Genomic DNA, 18,129 nt, shown 5'->3' with positions numbered 1-18,129 from the left:
CAGCTAAGCTTAGTTAAACTCTAATTCGACCTGCTCGTCGCCAAGCAAGCCTTTTAAATTATCGATCAGTTCATCCGCGGGGGTAATTCGCCACTCCGCCCCTAAACGTAACCGCGCCCGTGCATCACGGCGCTGGTAATAAAGATTCACTGGCACAGTCCCTGAGCGGTACGGTGCCAACGTATCATGAAACCGTTCAAAAAACGGGGCATCAATTTGTTCTTCCATGATAGAGATGCCCAAACAGCGCGCATATTTTTCTCGCGCTTGACTGATGTCCATGATTTCACGGGCCGTCATTTTAAGCCCACCATTGAAGTCATCAAAGCTGACCTGTCCTGAGACCACCAGAATTCTGTCTTTCTCCACCAGATCGAGATATTTGTCGAGTACGTCAGAAAAAAGCATCACTTCCATACGGCCCGAGCGATCATCGAGGGTTAAGATCCCAAGACGTGAACCGCGCTTGGTGGTCATGACACGCGCCGCAATCACAAGACCGGCGACCGTAGACACCACGTCACGCTTAGTGGCATGCGCGTCTTCCAATCGCCATGTCACATAGTGTTTAAGCTCTTTACGATAGCTATTGATGGGATGGCCGGTCAAATACAGCCCTAGGGTTTCTCGCTCCCCTTCCAGCCACACTTTATCTGGCCAAGGTGCCACATTCGCATAGGCGTGCTCGACCTCTTCCGGGGCATCCGTGAGGACACCAAACATATCCGTTTGTCCGTAAGACTCGGCTTGATGATGCTGACTGGCCGCGCGAATAGCGTCATCGAGTGATGCCATCATTGCCGCACGATGAGGGCCAAGCCTATCCATGGCGCCTGCGCGAATCAAGCGTTCAATCACACGCTTATTGACTTTTTTGGTATCAATGCGCGCACAGAAATCAAATAAGTCACGGAAGTAGCCATCTTGCTCTCGCGCCGCAACAATATTGTCGATCGGTCCTTCACCCACCCCTTTAATCGCGCCAATACCGTAGACAATCTCCCCTTTGTCATTGACGGTAAAGCGGTGCAAACCCGCGTTCACATCTGGGGGGAGCACCGTTAGTTTCATGCGACGGCACTCTTCCACCAGTCCGACAACTTTATCGGTGTTATCCATATCCGCGGTCATAACGGCGGCCATGAATTCAGCCGGATAATGCGCCTTTAACCACAGTGTTTGATAAGAGACCAAGGCATAAGCGGCGGAGTGTGATTTGTTGAAACCATAACCGGCAAACTTTTCCACCAAGTCGAAGATACGCATGGCAAGTTCGCCATCAATGCCGTTTGCGATCGCGCCTTTTTCAAAGATGTCGCGCTGCTTGGCCATTTCTTCGGGTTTTTTCTTACCCATCGCACGACGCAGCAAATCGGCGCCGCCTAGCGTATACCCGGCTAAGATCTGGGCAATTTGCATCACCTGCTCTTGATACAAGATGATGCCGTAGGTCGGCTCAAGGGTCTCTTTCAGTGACTCATGTTGCCATTTCTCATCGGGATAAGAGACTTGTTCTCGTCCGTGTTTACGGTCGATAAAGTTATCCACCATCCCTGATTGCAATGGGCCTGGGCGGAACAGAGCCACCAGTGCGATCATGTCTTCAAAACAGTCTGGTTGAAGACGCTTGATCAGCTCTTTCATGCCCCGCGATTCCAGCTGGAACACAGCAGTCGTCTCTGCCTTACGTAGCATCTCGAATGATGCTTGGTCGGCCATAGGAATCGCCGCGATATCGATAGGATCTTTGCCTTGCGCTTGTAAGCGAGGGTTAATCATTCCCAGCGCCCAGTCGATAATGGTCAGCGTCCGCAGCCCCAAGAAGTCAAACTTCACAAGACCGGCCGTTTCAACATCGTTTTTATCAAACTGGGTGACAGGGTGGTGCCCTTCACTGTCACAATATAGCGGTGCAAAGTCCGTAATCGTCGTCGGTGAAATCACCACCCCGCCCGCGTGCTTGCCCGCGTTACGTGTCACCCCTTCGAGCATGCGGGCCATGTCGATCAACGCTTTAACTTCTTCGTCTGCGTTGTAAACCTCAACCAACTGCGGTTCAGCTTCAAACGCCTTTGCCAGCGTCATTCCCGGGTCGGGCGGCACCAATTTAGAAATACGGTCAACAAAGCCATAGGGGTGACCCAATACACGACCCACGTCTCGGATCACCGCTTTGGCCGCCATAGTACCGAAAGTAATGATCTGGGATACCGCATCCCGGCCGTACATTTCGGCCACGTGGTCGATCACCAAATCACGCTTATCCATGCAAAAGTCGACATCGAAATCGGGCATGGAAACCCGCTCTGGGTTCAAGAAACGCTCAAAAAGCAGATCGAACTCTAGCGGATCCAAATCAGTGATTTTAAGGGCGTACGCAACCAAGGAGCCGGCTCCTGAACCCCGTCCGGGTCCCACCGGAATATCGTTATCTTTTGACCATTGGATAAACTCCATCACGATCAAAAAGTAACCAGGGAAGCCCATTTGGTTAATCACGCCGAGTTCACGGTCAAGGCGCTCGTCGTATTCAGGTCGCTTGAGGGCGCGCTCTTTCTCATCAGGGAAGAGAAACGCCAGTCGCTCTTCTAGGCCTTCTTTGGAGCGTTTGACCAAGTACTGATCAATCTCCATCCCTTCGGTTGGGAAGTTCGGCAGGAAGTATTCATTAAGTCTGACCGGCACATTACAGCGCTTGGCAATTTCCACGCTATTTGCCAATGCTTCTGGGATATCCGCAAAGAGATCGCACATCTCTTGCTCGGTGCGCAGATATTGCTCGGCACTGTAGTTTTTCGGGCGACGTGGGTCGTCTAACGTATAACCATCGTGGATGGCCACGCGGATCTCGTGGGCGTCAAACTCGTCGGGCGAGATAAAGCACACTTCGTTCGTCGCCACCACAGGCAGGTCGTGCTCGGTGGCAAAGTCGACCGCAAAGTGTAGGTACACTTCTTCATCCTGACGCCCGGTGCGAACGAGCTCCATGTAGTAAGCATTGGGAAAATGGGCTTGATAAAAACGGGCGCACTCTTCAGCAAGCGCTTTATTGCCTTTCAGTAAGGCTTTGCCCAAGTCTCCTCGGCAACCGCCAGATAATACAATCAACCCGTCAGCGTGTTCTACCAGCCACTCTTGGTCGATCACTGGCGTATGTTGAACATGGCCGCGCAAGTAAGCTTTGGAAATCAGTAAAGTGAGGTTTTTATACCCCGCTTTATCCGCGGCAAGAAGGGTCAGCTGGCATAATTCATCGCCAAACGCTTCCGACTGCACCTTAAAATCGGCACCAATGATAGGTTTCACACCCACATTATTCGCGGTGTTATAGAACTTTACCAACCCACACAGGTTGCTAAAGTCTGTCAAGGCCATCGCAGGCATGCCCATTTCGGCCACTTTCTTAACCAGTGGCGGGACTTTGGACAACCCATCGACCATGGAGAAATCACTGTGAATACGTAAATGGACGAAACGTGGCTCAGACATAAAACTCGTTACTATCTAGGGATTGGAAATGATAAAGCGCCGTCACTTACGCTAAACCAAGGGCGCGTTTAACCGGTTTAAAGCTTTTTCTGTGCATTGGTAAAGCGCCATGCTCACTCAATGCGGCCATATGCGCCTTGGTAGGATAGCCTTTATGCTGGGCAAATCCATAGGCCGGATAGGCGATGTCCAACTCAGCCATTTCTCTATCACGGTCTACTTTCGCCAAGATCGACGCCGCACTGATCTCGGCGACGCGCAAGTCGCCTTTCACCACCGCTTGCGCCGGCATCGGGAGCGAGGGAACACGATTACCATCAATCAATGCGTAATCGGGAGTAACGGCTAGGCCTGCAATGGCGCGTTGCATCGCGACCATGGTGGCCTGAAGAATATTTAAGCGATCAATTTCTTCGGGCTCTGCGCGCCCTACCGACCATGCCAAGGCTTTGGCTTTGATTTCATCGTACAACGCGAGACGTTTTTTCTCACTCAGCTTTTTTGAATCGGTGAGCCCTTCAATCGGTTGATTCGGATCGAGGATAACAGCCGCCGTGACAACCGCGCCCACCAAAGGACCTCGCCCAACTTCATCCACGCCAGCAATCAAGCGTGCGTCAGGGTATACAAATGCCTCATCTGTCATGATTTTTTACTAACTCTAATACTGCGGAGGCTGCAGAGGCATCCGCATCTTTACGAATGGTTTGATGCAGCTGTGTAAAAGTCTCAAGCAAGGCTTGGTTATCGCCATCCAACATCCGTGAAACAGCTGCTGCCAGCGCCTCAGGCTCGCACTCTTCTTGCAATAACTCGGGCACCAAAGGGGCATCGGCGAGGATATTGGGCAAAGACACATAGCGCGTTTTGAGCAAACGCCGTGCTAGCCACGCAGTCAAAGGCTTCACTTTATAGCCTACAACCATGGGACGCTTCAGTAACATACACTCAAGGGCAACGGTACCAGAGGCCAGCAACACCGCATCAGAAGCACTGATCACTTGTCTTGCCGTATCATTCACCAAGGTAAATGACAATTCCGGCGCATGGGTTTGCCACGCCTGCTCGAATTGTGCGCGGCGTGCGTCATTCACCAAGGCGACCACAAAGCCGAGATCAGGATACTGCTGTGAAAGACGCTGGCAGGTTTGCAAAAATGGCGGCGCCAACATTGCCATCTCACTCCCACGACTTCCCGGCAAGACGGCTAACCAACGTTTGTTGGTATCCAGCCCCAACGCTTGTTGTGCTTCGCGCTGATCGACTTGCATGGGAATGCTATCGGCCATAGTGTGGCCGACAAACGCGCAGGGCACGTTGAACTTATCGTAAAACGCTTTTTCGAAGGGTAAAAACGCCAAGACAAGATCGGTCGCGGCCGCAATTTTAAAAATACGCTTTTGACGCCATGCCCAGACCGAGGGACTGACATAGTGAACCGTTTTAATGCCGGCCTGTTTTAACGATGCTTCGAGACGTAAGTTGAAATCAGGCGCATCAATACCGATAAACACATCGGGGGGATGGGTAGTGAAGTATTTGACGAGGCTCGCTTTCACCTTCAGCAAACGGGGCAAACGGCCGAGCACTTCAACCAGCCCCATTACAGCAAGCTCTTCCATATCAAATAGGCTCTGGCAGCCTTGCGCAATCATGCGCGGCCCACCAATACCGACAAATTCAACATTGCCGTATTGGGCCTTAATTGCCTTGATAAGGCCTTCACCTAAAACATCGCCGGAGATTTCTCCGGCGACAATTCCCACTCGTAATGGACGTTCGCTGGGCAACATTAACGAATGATGCCTCGTGTTGAACGTTCAAAGAAGTCAACAAAAAGGGCCAAGGCAGGATCGTCCTCGACCTGACTAGCCAACGCCTGTTTGACCTCATCAAGGGTTTTACCGGAACGATACATGTTCTTGTAAACCGCACGAATCGCACGAATCGAGGCTTTCTCGAATCCGCGACGCTTCAAACCTTCCACGTTAATACCGAAAGGCGCGCAATGATTACCCTGAGCCATCACATAGGGTGGTACATCTTGGACCACAATAGAACCGCCACCTAACATCGCATGGCTACCCACCACACAGAATTGGTGAATCGCAGACATGCCGCCCACAATGACGTAATCGTCGATATGTACATGACCGGCCAGGGTCGCATTGTTGGCAAAAATACAGTGATTTCCGATCACACAATCGTGTGCCACGTGGGCGTTGATCATGAATAGGTTATCATTGCCAACTTTAGTCTCACCTTTGTCTTGTACCGTACCACGGTGCATGGTGACACTTTCACGAATGGTGTTGCGATCGCCAATTTCTAGCGTCGTGGGCTCACCCGCATATTTCAGGTCTTGGCACGCTTCACCGATCGATGCGAATTGATAGATGCGGTTATCTTGGCCGATACGCGTAGGCCCTTTAATCACGACATGGGTCATGACTTCGGTACCCGCACCAATCTCAACACCTTCTCCGATATAAGAAAATGCGCCAATCTTAACGTTTTCTCCCAATGTCACCCCGTCTTCTACAACGGCGGTCGGGTGGATATAGGCAGTTTCGTGGATCACAATTAGATCTCTCTTCTTGCGCACTTCAGTTCCGCCGAGCAGACAACGTCTCCGTCTACTTTCGCTACTCCAGTAAAGGCAGCAATTCCTCGGCGCTCTTTAATAAACTCCACCTCGAGGACCAGTTGGTCTCCCGGTGTGACAGGACGGCGGAATTTCGCGTTATCAACGCTTGCAAAATAGTATAGCTCGTTGTCTTTTGGCTTCCCGAATGTCTTAAATGCCAACAAGCCAGTGGCTTGAGCCATTGATTCAAGGATCAATACACCAGGAAACACAGGCAACTGAGGAAAGTGGCCGGTAAATTGAGGCTCATTCACGGTAATGTTTTTTATCGCGTGAAGGTATTGACCTTCTTCATAATCGGTAACGCGATCAATCAACAAAAACGGATAGCGATGTGGTAGCAGCTCTTTGATTTCGTTGATGTGTAACACTTTGTTTTCGCGAGTCAAGGTAGTATTCCCGTTCAAATCCAATACTGACTTCTTTAACGCAAAACGGCCCGCGTTTTTGAGGCGGGCCTGCAATCAGTTGCGTTAAGCTTGGTTATCGAGCTGTTTTTCGAGCTCTTTTAGCCGCTTGTGCATCTCGTCAATCTTGAGCACACGCGCGGCTGTTTTCCGCCACTCGCGGTTGGGCTGTAACGGAATGCCGGACGAGTACATGCCCGGCTCAGTAATCGGTCGCATTACCATCGCCATACCTGTGATGGTAACGTTGTCTGTGATTTCCATATGGCCATTAAACACACTGGCGCCACCAATGATGCAGTGCTTACCTACTTTTAGGCTGCCTGCCATCACAGTTGCACCAGCCACTGCCGTGTTTTCGCCGATCGATACATTATGCGCAATCTGACACTGGTTGTCGATAATCACGCCATCAGCAATGCAGGTATCGTCCAATGCACCACGGTCAATGGTCGTACACGCACCAATTTCGACCCGATCACCAATCACAACACGACCTAGCTGCGGGATCTTAATCCACTTACCTTTTTCATTCGCGTAGCCAAAGCCATCCGCGCCGATTACGGTTCCCGCCTGTACCAAGCAGTCCTCACCCAAAACCACATCATGGTAAATGGTGACATTGGCCCAAAGTTTGGTTCGTGCACCCAGTTTGGCGCCTTTGCCGACAAAACAGCCCGCACCAATCTGCACGCCATCACCAATTAAGGTTCCGGACTCGACCACCGCGTTAGGACCAATCGCCACGCCTTCACCCAGAATGGCATCTTGGGCAACTACCGCAGTCGGCGCAATGTCAGTGGCACAGGCAGGTGTGGTATCTAAAATTTGGGCCACTTTGGCATAAGCCACATAAGGGTCAGCAACCACCAAGGCATTGCCTTGGCAGTATGACACGTCCGCTTCTTTTAACATCACCGCACTGGCACGGCACTGCGCCAAGTGTTTGCGGTATTTCGGGCTTGATAAGAAGGTGATTTGCCCTTCTCTCGCTGAATTCATCCCTGCTAGCGAGGTTATTGTTACAGCACCGTCTCCGTGGAGCTGAGCGTCCAGTTTTTCCGCTAATTCAGCGAGAGTAATCGAAACCATGGGCTCCTCGATTGTTTGTTATTTTACTGCATTAATGACTTTTTCAGAGAGATCGTCGCCTGGGTTAGCGTACAAGATGGCATTGGCATCCAATACAATATCGTAACCCTCTTGCTCAGCCACTTGATCGATGGCGGTTTTTAGCTTTTTGACCAGTTTAGACTCTTCTTGGCCACCACGCTTGCGTTGATCTTCCTGTAACGCTTTTACTTTTAATTTGTAGTCCGACTCCATCGATTGGAGTTCACGCTGCAGTTTGATGCGCTCATCTTCGCTCATCAGCTCGCCGTTGCGTTTCAGCTTTTCAACCCCTTCTGAGAGCTTTTCTTTCATGCGCTCAATTTCCGCTACACGGTCTTTGAATTCAGCACGCAGTTTTTCGTTTAGGTTGTTTTTTTGAGCCAGCTGAGACATCACCGCCCCAGTCGATACGTAGCCCACTTTCTGTGCAGCATCAGCCGCTGATGCGTACATGGACGTGGTCAGAATTGCGACACTAAGTCCCGCTGCTTTCAAAAATGATTTCACAATAGTCTCCTTTCTGATGATCAGAATGTGCGCCCGATAGTGAAGGTAAAGAACTCTTCATCATCGCCAGGCTGGCTTGTAATAGGTTTTGCAATTGAAAACACCAAAGGTGCCATCGGTGACATCCACTGTAGGGCTACCCCGTAAGAGGCACTGATATTGGATGGATCTGAGTAATCTTTCGTGCCAGCGGGATAACCATTTGCTACCAGTTCACTACTGTCAAACTCGGTGTCCCACACTGAGGCAGCGTCCACAAAGACACTGGTACGAATTTGCTGACGCGCTTCGTCAGAGGCAAACGGAGTGGGCACAATCAGCTCTAAGCTACCTTGTGCGATGGCGTTACCACCCACTGCATCACTCGAACCATAGCTACCTTCGCTATACTCTTTATCTCCGTCCGGCTGAACAGAACCGCCACTTTCTTTGTCTTTGTAAATGGCTTTGGGTCCAACAGTGTTCGAGCGGAAACCACGCAAGGTCGAGAAACCACCCGCGTAGTAGTTTTCATAAAACGGCAACATATGATCTTGGCCATTAATTTGGCCATAGCCATTGCCATAGCCAAGGCGACCGCGCATCAACAGCGTGAACTCATGCTCTTGAGTTAACGGCACATACTGACGGATATCATATTGCATTTTAAAATACTGGACGTCAGAGCCCGGCACTGTCATTCGGTAAGAAGCTCGCTGATAGTTACCTGCCGTAGGGAAATAACCACGGTTGAGGTTATTACGGGTCCATGAAACGGATAAATCAAAGTCATCAACTTCCAAACCACCATTGCTAGTTTGATGATCCTTGTGACGCTCCATAAACTTGTCAATTTGGTAATATTTACCGATGTTTTCAATTTTGTTGTGGGTATAGCCCAACCCAAAATCAATTGAGTTCAGTTCATCGGTCCAAAAGCCCCACGTCAGTTTCGACCCATAACTTTTATTTGTGTACTCGACGATGTTCGCATCTCGCGCCTCAAACTCGTTATAGAACACCTTGCCCCCGAGGCTAACACCATCGAGGGTAAAATAAGGGTCTCGATACTCAAGCGTCAGGTTCTTACGGTAATCGTTAACCATGGCATTAATACCAAAGCGATTACCCGTACCAGCAAAGTTATCTTGCTGTAAGCCGAGCTGTAAGCTTGCGCCTGACTCGGTGCCATAGCCGATACCAAAGTTGATGCTGCCCGAGTTGGCTTCTTTGACTTTGTAGTTCACATCAACCTGATCGTCGGTCCCAGGAACCCGCGTGGTGTCTACTTCAGCACTTTGGAAAAAACCGGTTCGGTTGAGACGCTCTTTACCACGACTCACGGCTTTAGCATTAAGCCAAGTGCCTTCAAGTTGACGCATCTCACGGCGCAGCACTTCATCCTTGGTGGTGGTATTACCGGTAAAGCGAATGTTTCGGACATAAATACGTTTGCCCGGCTCAACGTTGACCGTCAGCGACACTTGCTGATTCTCATCATCAAACGTCGGCAAGGTACTCACTTTCGGGTAGGCAAAGCCGGTTTCACCGAGGTGGCGTTTAATCGCCTCTTCCAACGCAGTGACCTTGTCCCCGTTATAGGTATCACCTCGGGTAAAGTTCACTAGCGAGCGGTAGATCTCCTCATTCTCAGGGTCGCCACGGAAGCTTAGATCCGCCACTTGATAGGGCTTACCTTCGTTAACATTTAACGTGATGTATACACCTTTTTTATCCGGAGAAATCGCCACTTGAGTCGACTCAACGCGAAACTTCAAATAGCCGCGATTTAGGTAGTAGCTGCGTAGCTTTTCCAAGTCACCCGCGAGCACTTGCTTTTGGTATTTCTCGTTAGCCAAGAAGTTCCACCAAGGAACATCAACACGCAAGTCGAAATTATCGCGCAGCTCTTCATCACTGAAGACTTGGTTGCCCACAAAGTTAATCTGCTCGATTTTTGCAGAAACACCTTCGGTGAAGACAAATTTCAGATCCGCACGGTTACGTGGTAAGGGTGTGACCACGGCTTTCACCGATGCACTGTATTTTCCCACGCTGTAGTAGAAATCTTCTAAGCCTTTTTCAATCTTGCTGAGCTTGGTGCGGTCTAACGCCTCACCTACACGCAACCCTGATGCGGTCAGGTTTTCTTTCAGTTGCTCTTCTTTGATGGCTTTGTTGCCTGAAAACGAAATGCTGGCAATGGTTGGGCGTTCGATCACTTTCACTAAGAGTGCATCATCATCACGATAAACCCGCACATCCTCAAAGTTACCCGACGCAAACAGAGCATTGATGACATCCGCGACATCGCCATCATCCACCTTGTCTCCAACACGCACCGGCATGGAGAGCAATGCGGCCCCTAAACTGACTCGCTGTAGGCCCTCAAAACGGATATCGCTGACTTGGAATGTATCCGCGTGCGCCACACTGCTACTGACTAAAAGAGACGCTATTAATAGTTTTTTCATCGCCATGTGCTTCTGACTTATCCTTGAATACTAACCGTTTAAAGTCGGGCGAAGTCGTTAAACAATGCCACTGCCATTACCATCATCAACACGGCAGCGCCGATGCGATACCCAAAGTCTTGTACACGCTCTGGTACAGGCCGGCGCGTGACCGCTTCAATACCAAAGAACAATAAATGCCCGCCGTCTAAGACCGGTAGGGGTAGCAAATTGATAATGCCAAGGTTAACGCTGATCAGCGCCATAAACCCTAAAAATGAGATCAACCCAATCTCGGCTGTCATCCCTGCGCCTTTGGCGATAGAAATCGGCCCGCTCAGGTTATTGACGCCCACATCCCCTACAATCAGCTTTTTCACCATATTGACGGTGAGGCTGATAACCTGTCCGGTTTTACTGACTGCTTCAGGGATCGCCGCAAGCGGCCCATACTGCTGCGTAAAACGGTAAGCCTCCGGCCAAGGTGCCATTTGCGGCGCAATACCTGCGTAGCCGGTGACCTTGCCATTACTTTCACGCGCATCCGGTGTCAGGCTCAACACCTGCTCACGCCCGGCGCGCGTCACCGTCACCTGCAGCGGTTGATTCGGGCTTGCTTGTACCGCCTCAACCAATTCAGACCAGGCTTGTAATCTATTGCCATCAATCGCCACTAAGGTATCACCAGACTCAATGCCAGCTTTCGCAGCGGCACTGCCCTCCACTACCTGAGCCACATTGAGCGTTATCGCAGGACGGTAAGGGGTGATCCCTAAGGTTGTCAGCGGAGACTCAGTTTCTGGATTAAACTGCCACGCGGTTAAATCCAATCTGTAGTCCCGGCTATAACTGGATGCCACTTCTGGCTTTGCTGTTATGGTCATCTGCTCATCACCGATATGGTTGATGAGTGAGAAGTTAACAGCCTGCCAATCTGCGGTTTCGACGCCCGAAATGTGGGTAAGTTCCATACCCGGTTCAATTCCGGCCTCTGCAGCGATGGAGTTGGGGGTTATTTGACCAATAACGGGTTTGACCGCAGGGATCCCCATCATGAAAATCAACCAATAGGCGACCACTGCAAAAAGAAAATTGGCAATAGGCCCTGCGGCGACAATCGCACTGCGTTGCCACAGCGGTTGATTATTAAATGCTCGTGGTTTGTCATGCTCAGCGACCGCCTCAATACGCTCGTCGAGCATTTTGACATAACCACCTAACGGAATGGCAGCAATGACATACTCAGTATCGTCTTTGCCTCGCCAGCGCCATAGTGCGCGCCCAAAACCAATCGAAAAGCGCTCGACTTTTACGCCACAGCGGCGCGCGACCCAAAAGTGTCCATACTCATGAATGGCCACCAACACACCGAGAGCGACAATAAATGACGCTGCGTTCCATAGAAATGCACTCATTTTGCAACCTTAGCAATGTGCTCCTTAGCCGTAATTCGCGCCATTCTATCCAGCTCCAGCAGGCAATCCAAGCTTGATGGCGAGCGAAGTGTGCTTTGTGATAACACCGCCTCATTAATCCGTGCGATGTCCATAAAGCCTATCTGGTCTTTTAAGAAGGCATCCACCGCTTGTTCATTGGCGGCATTGAGTGTTGTTGTCGCCGCTTGCCCGTGCTGGCACGCCTCAATCGCCAAAGACAAGCAAGGATAGCGGCGGGCATCCGGTGCCATAAAGGTAAATTCGCCAATTTGGGTAAAATCAAGCGGTGCAACTGACGTCGTCACACGTGATGGATACGCCATCGCGTGGGCAATAGGCGTGCACATATCCGGAGTGCCTAATTGGGCGAGCACCGATCCATCGCTCATTTGCACCATCGAGTGGATGACCGACTGAGGATGAATCACAACCTCAAGCTGGTCGGCACGCGCATTAAATAACCAGCGTGCTTCAATATACTCCAAGCCTTTATTCATCATGGTGGCAGAGTCAACGGAGATTTTTGGTCCCATCGACCAATTGGGATGAGCAACCGCTTCCGCTACGCTCACGGTATGCAAGGTCTCAGGTTCACGATAACGGAAAGGCCCCCCTGAGCCTGTGAGCAAGATTTTGCTCACGCCCGCGGCACTCAGATCGCAGCGGCCGGGGTTAGCTTGTACAACCTGCGGTAAGCATTGAAAAATCGCATTGTGCTCACTATCGATAGGTAACAGCTCTGCGCCATATTGATAAACCGCATCAATAAATAATTGCCCTGACATCACCAAGGCCTCTTTATTGGCAAGCAAAACGCGCTTACCCGCTTTCACCGCAGCCATGGTCGGCATCAAGCCTGCCGCCCCCACCACCGCAGCCATCACCATATCAACTTCAGGCAAAGATGCGAGTGTGCATAAACCTTGCTCACCGGCCAACACTTCTGTGTTAACCCCTTTCGCCTTAAGCGCTTGTGCCAGTTCCAATGCAGCGTTCTCATCGGCCATGGCCGCAAAACGCGGCCGCCAATGCAAACATAGGCGGGTCATCTTTTCCACATTGTTATTGGCCGCCAGTGCGGTCACTTCGAACTGTTGAGGATTTGCCTCAACTACAGAAAGCGTACTGGTTCCGATCGAGCCAGTGGCACCTAATACAGTGATTTTTTGCATGTGATACGCTCGTTTTACTTAATTCGCAAACGCGAAATACAGCACGGTAAAAACGGGAAATGCAGCGGTCAAACTATCAATTCTATCCAAAATACCGCCGTGGCCGGGTAATAAATTCCCACTGTCTTTCACGCCAGAGACACGCTTAAACATGCTCTCTGCCAAATCGCCCAGCACCGATGCTAACGCTGTAACCACAGCGATACAAAGCAGCGCGCCCACACTCGCAAAATGAATATCGAGAAGCTGCGCACCGGCCCATGTCACAGCAACGGCGGCAATCAGTCCACCGAGCAAGCCTTCCAGGGTTTTGTTGGGGCTCACCGCCGGTGCCATTTTATGCTTACCGAAGGCTTTACCAGCAAAGTAGGCACCGCTGTCGGCACACCACACCAACACAAACACCAGAAGTACCAGTTTCGCACCGTAATAGGTGGAAAATTGATAGTCTGCGGCGCGTAAAATCAACACGCTCCACATAAAGGGCAATAAGGTCAAAAGACCGAATAGTTGGCGCAATAAGCGACTGTGCGTCCAAAGCGCTCCGGATTTAGGAAAGGCTAAGACCAACCCGGTGGCAAACAACCACCATGCCGCGCCCGCTGCTGCTACCGAAAAGGGCGCCACTGCTAAATGGCTCAGCGCATAGGCACTAAAAGGGAGACTATAAATGGATAGCGCCACTGCCGCAGCTGGAACGATAAAGGTAAGCCACCTTGAAGAGTTGGACACAAACTGTGTCCACTCCCAATGACCGAGCAGCGTTACGGCAGCAATCACCGCAACAAACGCGGGAAAAGGTAAATAAAAGACAGCGGCGACCACCAAAGGGACTAACAAAGCCGCGGTTAATACACGTTGTTTGAGCAAACTGATTCCTCGTGGTTACTTATCAGTGGTTAGCATGGCTTTGATTTGCTCGCCGGTACAGCCAAAACGTCGTTCACGATTAACATACCAAGCGACCGCATCGAACAGACTTTGCTCGTTGAAATCGGGCCAATATTGTTCTGTAAAATACAACTCGGCATAGGCAGCTTGCCACAAGATGAAGTTACTAATGCGACATTCACCACTGGTACGGATCATTAAATCCACATCGGGTAAGTCGGATAGCATCAATTGACGAGCAATATCTTGCTCTGTGATATCACTGGCTTGTAATTGACCAGCAGCGACCTGCTCTGCGACACGGCGTGCCGCTTGGGTAATATCCCATTGCCCACCATAGTTGGCCGCAATATTGAGCACAAGACGCTCATTGCCTGCTGTTAATGCTTCGGCTTCGGCAATTTTTTGTTGTAGTGATGGATTAAATCGAGAGGTATCACCGATCACGCGAAGTTGGACACCATTTTTGTTCAAGCGTTTAACTTCACGAGAAAGTACGCTGATGAACAACTCCATCAGCACACTGACTTCATCTTCTGGCCGACGCCAGTTTTCACTGCTGAACGCAAACAAGGTTAGGGCTTTTACCCCAAGCTCCGACGCCGCCTTCACCGTTTTACGCACTGCTTTAACACCGGCTTTATGCCCAAATACACGGGCTTTGCCTCGCGCCTTTGCCCAACGTCCGTTTCCATCCATGATAACGGCAATGTGCTGCGGTAGGGCGGCAGACTCGAGCTGCGCATCAAGAGACTGGGAACTCATGTTTCTCCTTGGCAAATAAAAAGCGCTGTACTGCACGCACAGCGCTTTGACATTGGTGGTAAAGTCTAATGAGATTTAGACTTCCATCAACTCTTTTTCTTTTGCATCAAGAAGCGCATCAACATTCTTCACCGCTGCATCCGTCAACTTTTGAATCTCATCTTGTGCGCGACGTTCGTCATCTTCGGAGATTTCTTTGTCTTTTAGCAACGATTTAAGATCATTGTTGGCATCACGGCGGATATTACGTACTGCAACGCGGCCTTGTTCGCCTTCTGCGCGCACCAACTTAACCATTTCTTTACGACGTTCTTCCGTCAATGGAGGAAGCGGCACACGGATCACTGTACCTGCTGATGATGGATTAAGGCCCAAGTCTGCAGTCATGATCGCTTTTTCAACCGCTTGTGCTACTTGCTTGTCAAAAACAGTAATCGCCAAGGTTCGTGCATCTTCAGCAACAATAGAGGCGAGTTGTTTCAACGGTGTTGGTGCACCATAGTATTCAACCGTAATGCCTTCCAACAAGCTTGGGTGGGCACGACCGGTGCGAAGTTTTGAAAGATTGTGTTTAAGCGCTTCTACACTTTTATCCATACGCGCTTTGGCGTCTGCTTTAATATCGTTAATCACTGGAGGTATCCTTGCGATTGAATTTTACTGTCCGATTATGCCACTAAATCGGCTTAGCTGTTAGTAATCAGAGTGCCTTCTGTTTCACCCATCACGACACGGCGTAAGGCGCCCGGCTTATTCATATTAAACACACGGATCGGCATTTGGTGATCGCGTGCTAACGTAAATGCGGCCAAATCCATTACTTTCAACTCTTTTTCGAGTACATCTTGATAACTCAAGGTTGAATAAAGCTCAGCATCTGGGTTTTTGGTTGGGTCATCACTGTATACGCCGTCGACTTTCGTTGCTTTGATCACCACGTCAGATTCAATTTCAATGCCGCGTAGGCACGCCGCTGAATCCGTGGTAAAGAAAGGGTTACCCGTTCCGGCAGAGAAAATCACCACACGGCCATTACGAAGCTGGCTAATCGCTTCAGCCCAGTTATAGCTGTCACACACACCATTAAGTGGAATGGCGGACATCACTCGTGCGTTCACATAGGCACGATGAAGTGCATCACGCATTGCCAAACCGTTCATCACGGTGGCCAGCATACCCATGTGATCGCCCACAACACGGTTCATTCCCGCTTCGGCAAGACCAGCGCCACGGAATAAATTACCGCCGCCGATGACTAATCCGACCTGAACACCTAACTCGACCAATTCTTTAATTTCTTGTGCCATACGGTCTAGCACAGTTGGATCGATACCGAATCCATCGTTGCCCTGCAGGGCTTCACCACTGAGTTTAAGTAAAATGCGTTGATATGCAGGCTTAGGATTTGTAGTCATGTCACTACCTTATATTAGGCACTAAGTTAGGGAAGAAGGTTATGGAAAGGCCGCGGCGAATACCGCGGCCTTAATCAGAAAAATTAGCCTTTTTGTGCAGCAGCTACTTCTGCAGCAAAGTCTACTTCTTCTTTCTCGATGCCTTCGCCCACTTCAAAGCGGATGAAGTTAGTCACTTCGGCACCTTTTTCTTTCAGCATTTGGCCCACAGTTTGCGCTGGGTCCATAACAAATGCTTGACCAGTCAGAGAGATTTCGCCGGTGAATTTCTTCATACGGCCAACAACCATTTTCTCTGCGATTTCAGCAGGCTTGCCTGACTGCATCGCGATATCAACCTGGATTTGTTTTTCTTTCTCAACCACGTCAGCTGGTACGTCTTCTGGGTTAACGTACTCAGGCTTAGATGCAGCAATGTGCATAGCAACGTGCTTGATGGTTTCTTCGTCAGCGTTTGCAGCTACAACCACACCGATGCGGTCGCCGTGACGGTAAGAACCTACTTTCGCGCCTTCGATGAATGAAACACGACGGATGTCCATGTTTTCACCGATTTTTGCAACTAGCTCAGCACGCTGCTGTTCGAATTTTTCTTTCAGCGCGTCGATTTCTAGGCCTTCTGCCAAAGCAGTTTCAGCCACTTGGTTAGCAAATGCAGCAAAGTTAGCATCTTTAGCAACGAAGTCAGTTTCACAGTTGATCTCAACGATCGCTGCTTTGCCTTCGTTTTCTTTAACCAGAATCACGCCTTCAGCAGCAACACGGCCAGCTTTTTTCGCTGCTTTAGCCGCACCACTTTTACGCATGTTTTCGATCGCGACTTCGATGTCTGCGTTCGCTTCAACCAGTGCTTTTTTACATTCCATCATGCCAGCGCCGGTGCGCTCGCGCAGTTCTTTAACCAGGGCAGCGGTAACAGTTGCCATTGTTCAATCCTCGATTCGAAACTATTTGGGTAAAAAACAGGGGCCCGACTTCGGCCCCTGCTAACCATACTTAGCTTACAGCATGAAAGATGACACGCTGATGGCTAAGAACGCTCACAAGGAGCTGTTGTCTTACTCAGCGACTTCAACCAGCTCGTCTTCTGCTTGCGCAACGATGTCTTGGCTACGGCCTTCTTTGTATGCGTCAGACGCTGCGTTCAGGTAAAGTTGGATAGCGCGGATTGCGTCATCGTTACCTGGGATTACGTGGTCAACGCCGTCTGGGTTAGAGTTAGTATCTACTACCGCAAATACTGGGATACCCAGGTTGTTCGCTTCTTTGATAGCAATGTGCTCGTGATCCGCATCGATAACGAACATTGCATCAGGCAGGCCGTTCATGTTTTTGATACCACCCAGAGACTTCTCAAGTTTTTCCATCTCACGAGTGCGCATCAGCGCTTCTTTTTTGGTCAGCTTTTCAAACGTACCGTCGGTAGACTGGGTTTCCAGGTCTTTCAGACGCTTGATAGACATACGAACGGTTTTCCAGTTGGTCAGCATGCCGCCCAACCAACGGTTGCTCACATAAAACTGCTCGCAGTTTTCTGCTGCCGCTTTTACCGCTTCGCTTGCTGCGCGCTTAGTACCAACGAACAGGACTTTACCTTTACGCTCACCGATTTTTGACAGTTCAGCCAAAGAATCGTTAAACATTGGTACAGTTTTCTCAAGGTTGATGATGTGTACTTTGTTGCGAGAACCGAAGATGAAAGGCTTCATCTTAGGGTTCCAGTAACGGGTTTGGTGACCGAAGTGTACGCCCGCCTTGAGCATGTCGCGCATTGAAACAGTAGCCATGATAATTTCCTCTTGGGGTTAGGCCTCCACATATCCCATTTGACCGACCCGCACAGGGCACCCCGGAC

General features: G+C 50.2%; 16 protein-coding genes. All 16 read right to left on the bottom strand.

Features of this window, described 5'->3' with window-relative positions:
* Positions 1 to 9 precede the first annotated feature (9 nt).
* The 16 genes from dnaE to rpsB all read right to left on the bottom strand — a co-directional run bounded on the left by dnaE (position 10) and on the right by rpsB (position 18,061).
* A complete protein-coding gene (gene dnaE, locus BZG82_RS06460) occupies positions 10 to 3,489 on the bottom strand; it encodes a DNA polymerase III subunit alpha (protein ID WP_077663044.1) in 3,480 nt (1,159 codons plus the stop codon).
* A gap of 46 nt (positions 3,490 to 3,535) precedes the next feature.
* The gene (gene rnhB / locus BZG82_RS06455; RefSeq protein ID WP_077480448.1) at positions 3,536 to 4,135 is read right to left on the bottom strand and encodes a ribonuclease HII; all 600 of its coding nucleotides are present in this window, start codon (positions 4,133 to 4,135) and stop codon (positions 3,536 to 3,538) included.
* Positions 4,125 to 5,282 (bottom strand): lipid-A-disaccharide synthase, encoded by a 1,158-nt coding sequence (gene lpxB, locus BZG82_RS06450; protein WP_077480447.1) that lies wholly within the window; start codon positions 5,280 to 5,282, stop codon positions 4,125 to 4,127. The genes rnhB and lpxB overlap by 11 nt, the downstream gene beginning before the upstream one ends.
* Complete coding sequence (lpxA, locus tag BZG82_RS06445) at positions 5,282 to 6,070, bottom strand: acyl-ACP--UDP-N-acetylglucosamine O-acyltransferase (protein WP_077765432.1); 789 nt, start codon at positions 6,068 to 6,070, stop codon at positions 5,282 to 5,284. The genes lpxB and lpxA overlap by 1 nt, the downstream gene beginning before the upstream one ends.
* Before the next feature lie 2 nt (positions 6,071 to 6,072).
* On the bottom strand, positions 6,073 to 6,525 hold the full coding sequence (gene fabZ / locus BZG82_RS06440) for a 3-hydroxyacyl-ACP dehydratase FabZ (protein ID WP_069588651.1): 453 nt from the start codon (positions 6,523 to 6,525) through the stop codon (positions 6,073 to 6,075).
* Positions 6,526 to 6,609: 84 nt separating this feature from the next.
* On the bottom strand, positions 6,610 to 7,635 hold the full coding sequence (lpxD, locus tag BZG82_RS06435; RefSeq protein WP_077765431.1) for a UDP-3-O-(3-hydroxymyristoyl)glucosamine N-acyltransferase: 1,026 nt from the start codon (positions 7,633 to 7,635) through the stop codon (positions 6,610 to 6,612).
* Between the two features lie 18 nt (positions 7,636 to 7,653).
* Positions 7,654 to 8,163 carry an OmpH family outer membrane protein gene (locus BZG82_RS06430; RefSeq protein WP_069588615.1) on the bottom strand — a complete coding sequence of 170 codons (510 nt, stop codon included), beginning with the start codon at positions 8,161 to 8,163 and terminating at the stop codon, positions 7,654 to 7,656.
* 20 nt (positions 8,164 to 8,183) lie between these two features.
* Positions 8,184 to 10,622, bottom strand: a complete 2,439-nt coding sequence (gene bamA / locus BZG82_RS06425) for an outer membrane protein assembly factor BamA (RefSeq protein ID WP_077765430.1) — start codon at positions 10,620 to 10,622, stop codon at positions 8,184 to 8,186.
* Between the two features lie 32 nt (positions 10,623 to 10,654).
* Positions 10,655 to 12,010, bottom strand: coding sequence for a sigma E protease regulator RseP (rseP, locus tag BZG82_RS06420; protein WP_077480443.1), 1,356 nt, complete (start codon positions 12,008 to 12,010; stop codon positions 10,655 to 10,657).
* Positions 12,007 to 13,203 carry a 1-deoxy-D-xylulose-5-phosphate reductoisomerase gene (gene ispC, locus BZG82_RS06415; protein ID WP_077765429.1) on the bottom strand — a complete coding sequence of 399 codons (1,197 nt, stop codon included), beginning with the start codon at positions 13,201 to 13,203 and terminating at the stop codon, positions 12,007 to 12,009. The genes rseP and ispC overlap by 4 nt, the downstream gene beginning before the upstream one ends.
* A gap of 18 nt (positions 13,204 to 13,221) precedes the next feature.
* The gene (locus BZG82_RS06410) at positions 13,222 to 14,073 is read right to left on the bottom strand and encodes a phosphatidate cytidylyltransferase (protein ID WP_077663040.1); all 852 of its coding nucleotides are present in this window, start codon (positions 14,071 to 14,073) and stop codon (positions 13,222 to 13,224) included.
* Between the two features lie 15 nt (positions 14,074 to 14,088).
* Complete coding sequence (locus BZG82_RS06405) at positions 14,089 to 14,859, bottom strand: isoprenyl transferase (RefSeq protein ID WP_077675160.1); 771 nt, start codon at positions 14,857 to 14,859, stop codon at positions 14,089 to 14,091.
* A gap of 75 nt (positions 14,860 to 14,934) precedes the next feature.
* On the bottom strand, positions 14,935 to 15,492 hold the full coding sequence (gene frr, locus BZG82_RS06400) for a ribosome recycling factor (RefSeq protein ID WP_077482095.1): 558 nt from the start codon (positions 15,490 to 15,492) through the stop codon (positions 14,935 to 14,937).
* 53 nt (positions 15,493 to 15,545) lie between these two features.
* Positions 15,546 to 16,274 carry a UMP kinase gene (pyrH, locus tag BZG82_RS06395; RefSeq protein WP_069588604.1) on the bottom strand — a complete coding sequence of 243 codons (729 nt, stop codon included), beginning with the start codon at positions 16,272 to 16,274 and terminating at the stop codon, positions 15,546 to 15,548.
* Positions 16,275 to 16,357: 83 nt separating this feature from the next.
* Positions 16,358 to 17,200 (bottom strand): translation elongation factor Ts, encoded by an 843-nt coding sequence (gene tsf, locus BZG82_RS06390; protein WP_069588603.1) that lies wholly within the window; start codon positions 17,198 to 17,200, stop codon positions 16,358 to 16,360.
* A 132-nt stretch (positions 17,201 to 17,332) separates the two neighbouring features.
* On the bottom strand, positions 17,333 to 18,061 hold the full coding sequence (rpsB, locus tag BZG82_RS06385; protein ID WP_069588601.1) for a 30S ribosomal protein S2: 729 nt from the start codon (positions 18,059 to 18,061) through the stop codon (positions 17,333 to 17,335).
* Between the last annotated feature and the right edge of the window lie 68 nt (positions 18,062 to 18,129).

The organism is Salinivibrio sp. PR5, assembly GCF_001996085.1.
GTDB lineage: Bacteria > Pseudomonadota > Gammaproteobacteria > Enterobacterales > Vibrionaceae > Salinivibrio > Salinivibrio proteolyticus.
The sequence above is the reverse complement of the archived record's forward strand: the minus strand, read 5'-3'. Positions and strand labels throughout refer to the sequence as shown.

Excerpts from the sequence above, each read along its gene's own strand:
- dnaE (WP_077663044.1), bottom strand. The coding sequence starts at position 3,489 with ATGTCTGAGCCACGTTTCGTCCATTTACGTATTCACAGTGATTTCTCC.
- rnhB (WP_077480448.1), bottom strand. The coding sequence starts at position 4,135 with ATGACAGATGAGGCATTTGTATACCCTGACGCACGCTTGATTGCTGGC.
- lpxB (WP_077480447.1), bottom strand. The coding sequence starts at position 5,282 with ATGTTGCCCAGCGAACGTCCATTACGAGTGGGAATTGTCGCCGGAGAA.
- lpxD (WP_077765431.1), bottom strand. The coding sequence starts at position 7,635 with ATGGTTTCGATTACTCTCGCTGAATTAGCGGAAAAACTGGACGCTCAG.
- bamA (WP_077765430.1), bottom strand. The coding sequence starts at position 10,622 with ATGGCGATGAAAAAACTATTAATAGCGTCTCTTTTAGTCAGTAGCAGT.
- rseP (WP_077480443.1), bottom strand. The coding sequence starts at position 12,010 with ATGAGTGCATTTCTATGGAACGCAGCGTCATTTATTGTCGCTCTCGGT.
- ispC (WP_077765429.1), bottom strand. The coding sequence starts at position 13,203 with ATGCAAAAAATCACTGTATTAGGTGCCACTGGCTCGATCGGAACCAGT.
- BZG82_RS06405 (WP_077675160.1), bottom strand. The coding sequence starts at position 14,859 with ATGAGTTCCCAGTCTCTTGATGCGCAGCTCGAGTCTGCCGCCCTACCG.
- pyrH (WP_069588604.1), bottom strand. The coding sequence starts at position 16,274 with ATGACTACAAATCCTAAGCCTGCATATCAACGCATTTTACTTAAACTC.
- tsf (WP_069588603.1), bottom strand. The coding sequence starts at position 17,200 with ATGGCAACTGTTACCGCTGCCCTGGTTAAAGAACTGCGCGAGCGCACC.
- rpsB (WP_069588601.1), bottom strand. The coding sequence starts at position 18,061 with ATGGCTACTGTTTCAATGCGCGACATGCTCAAGGCGGGCGTACACTTC.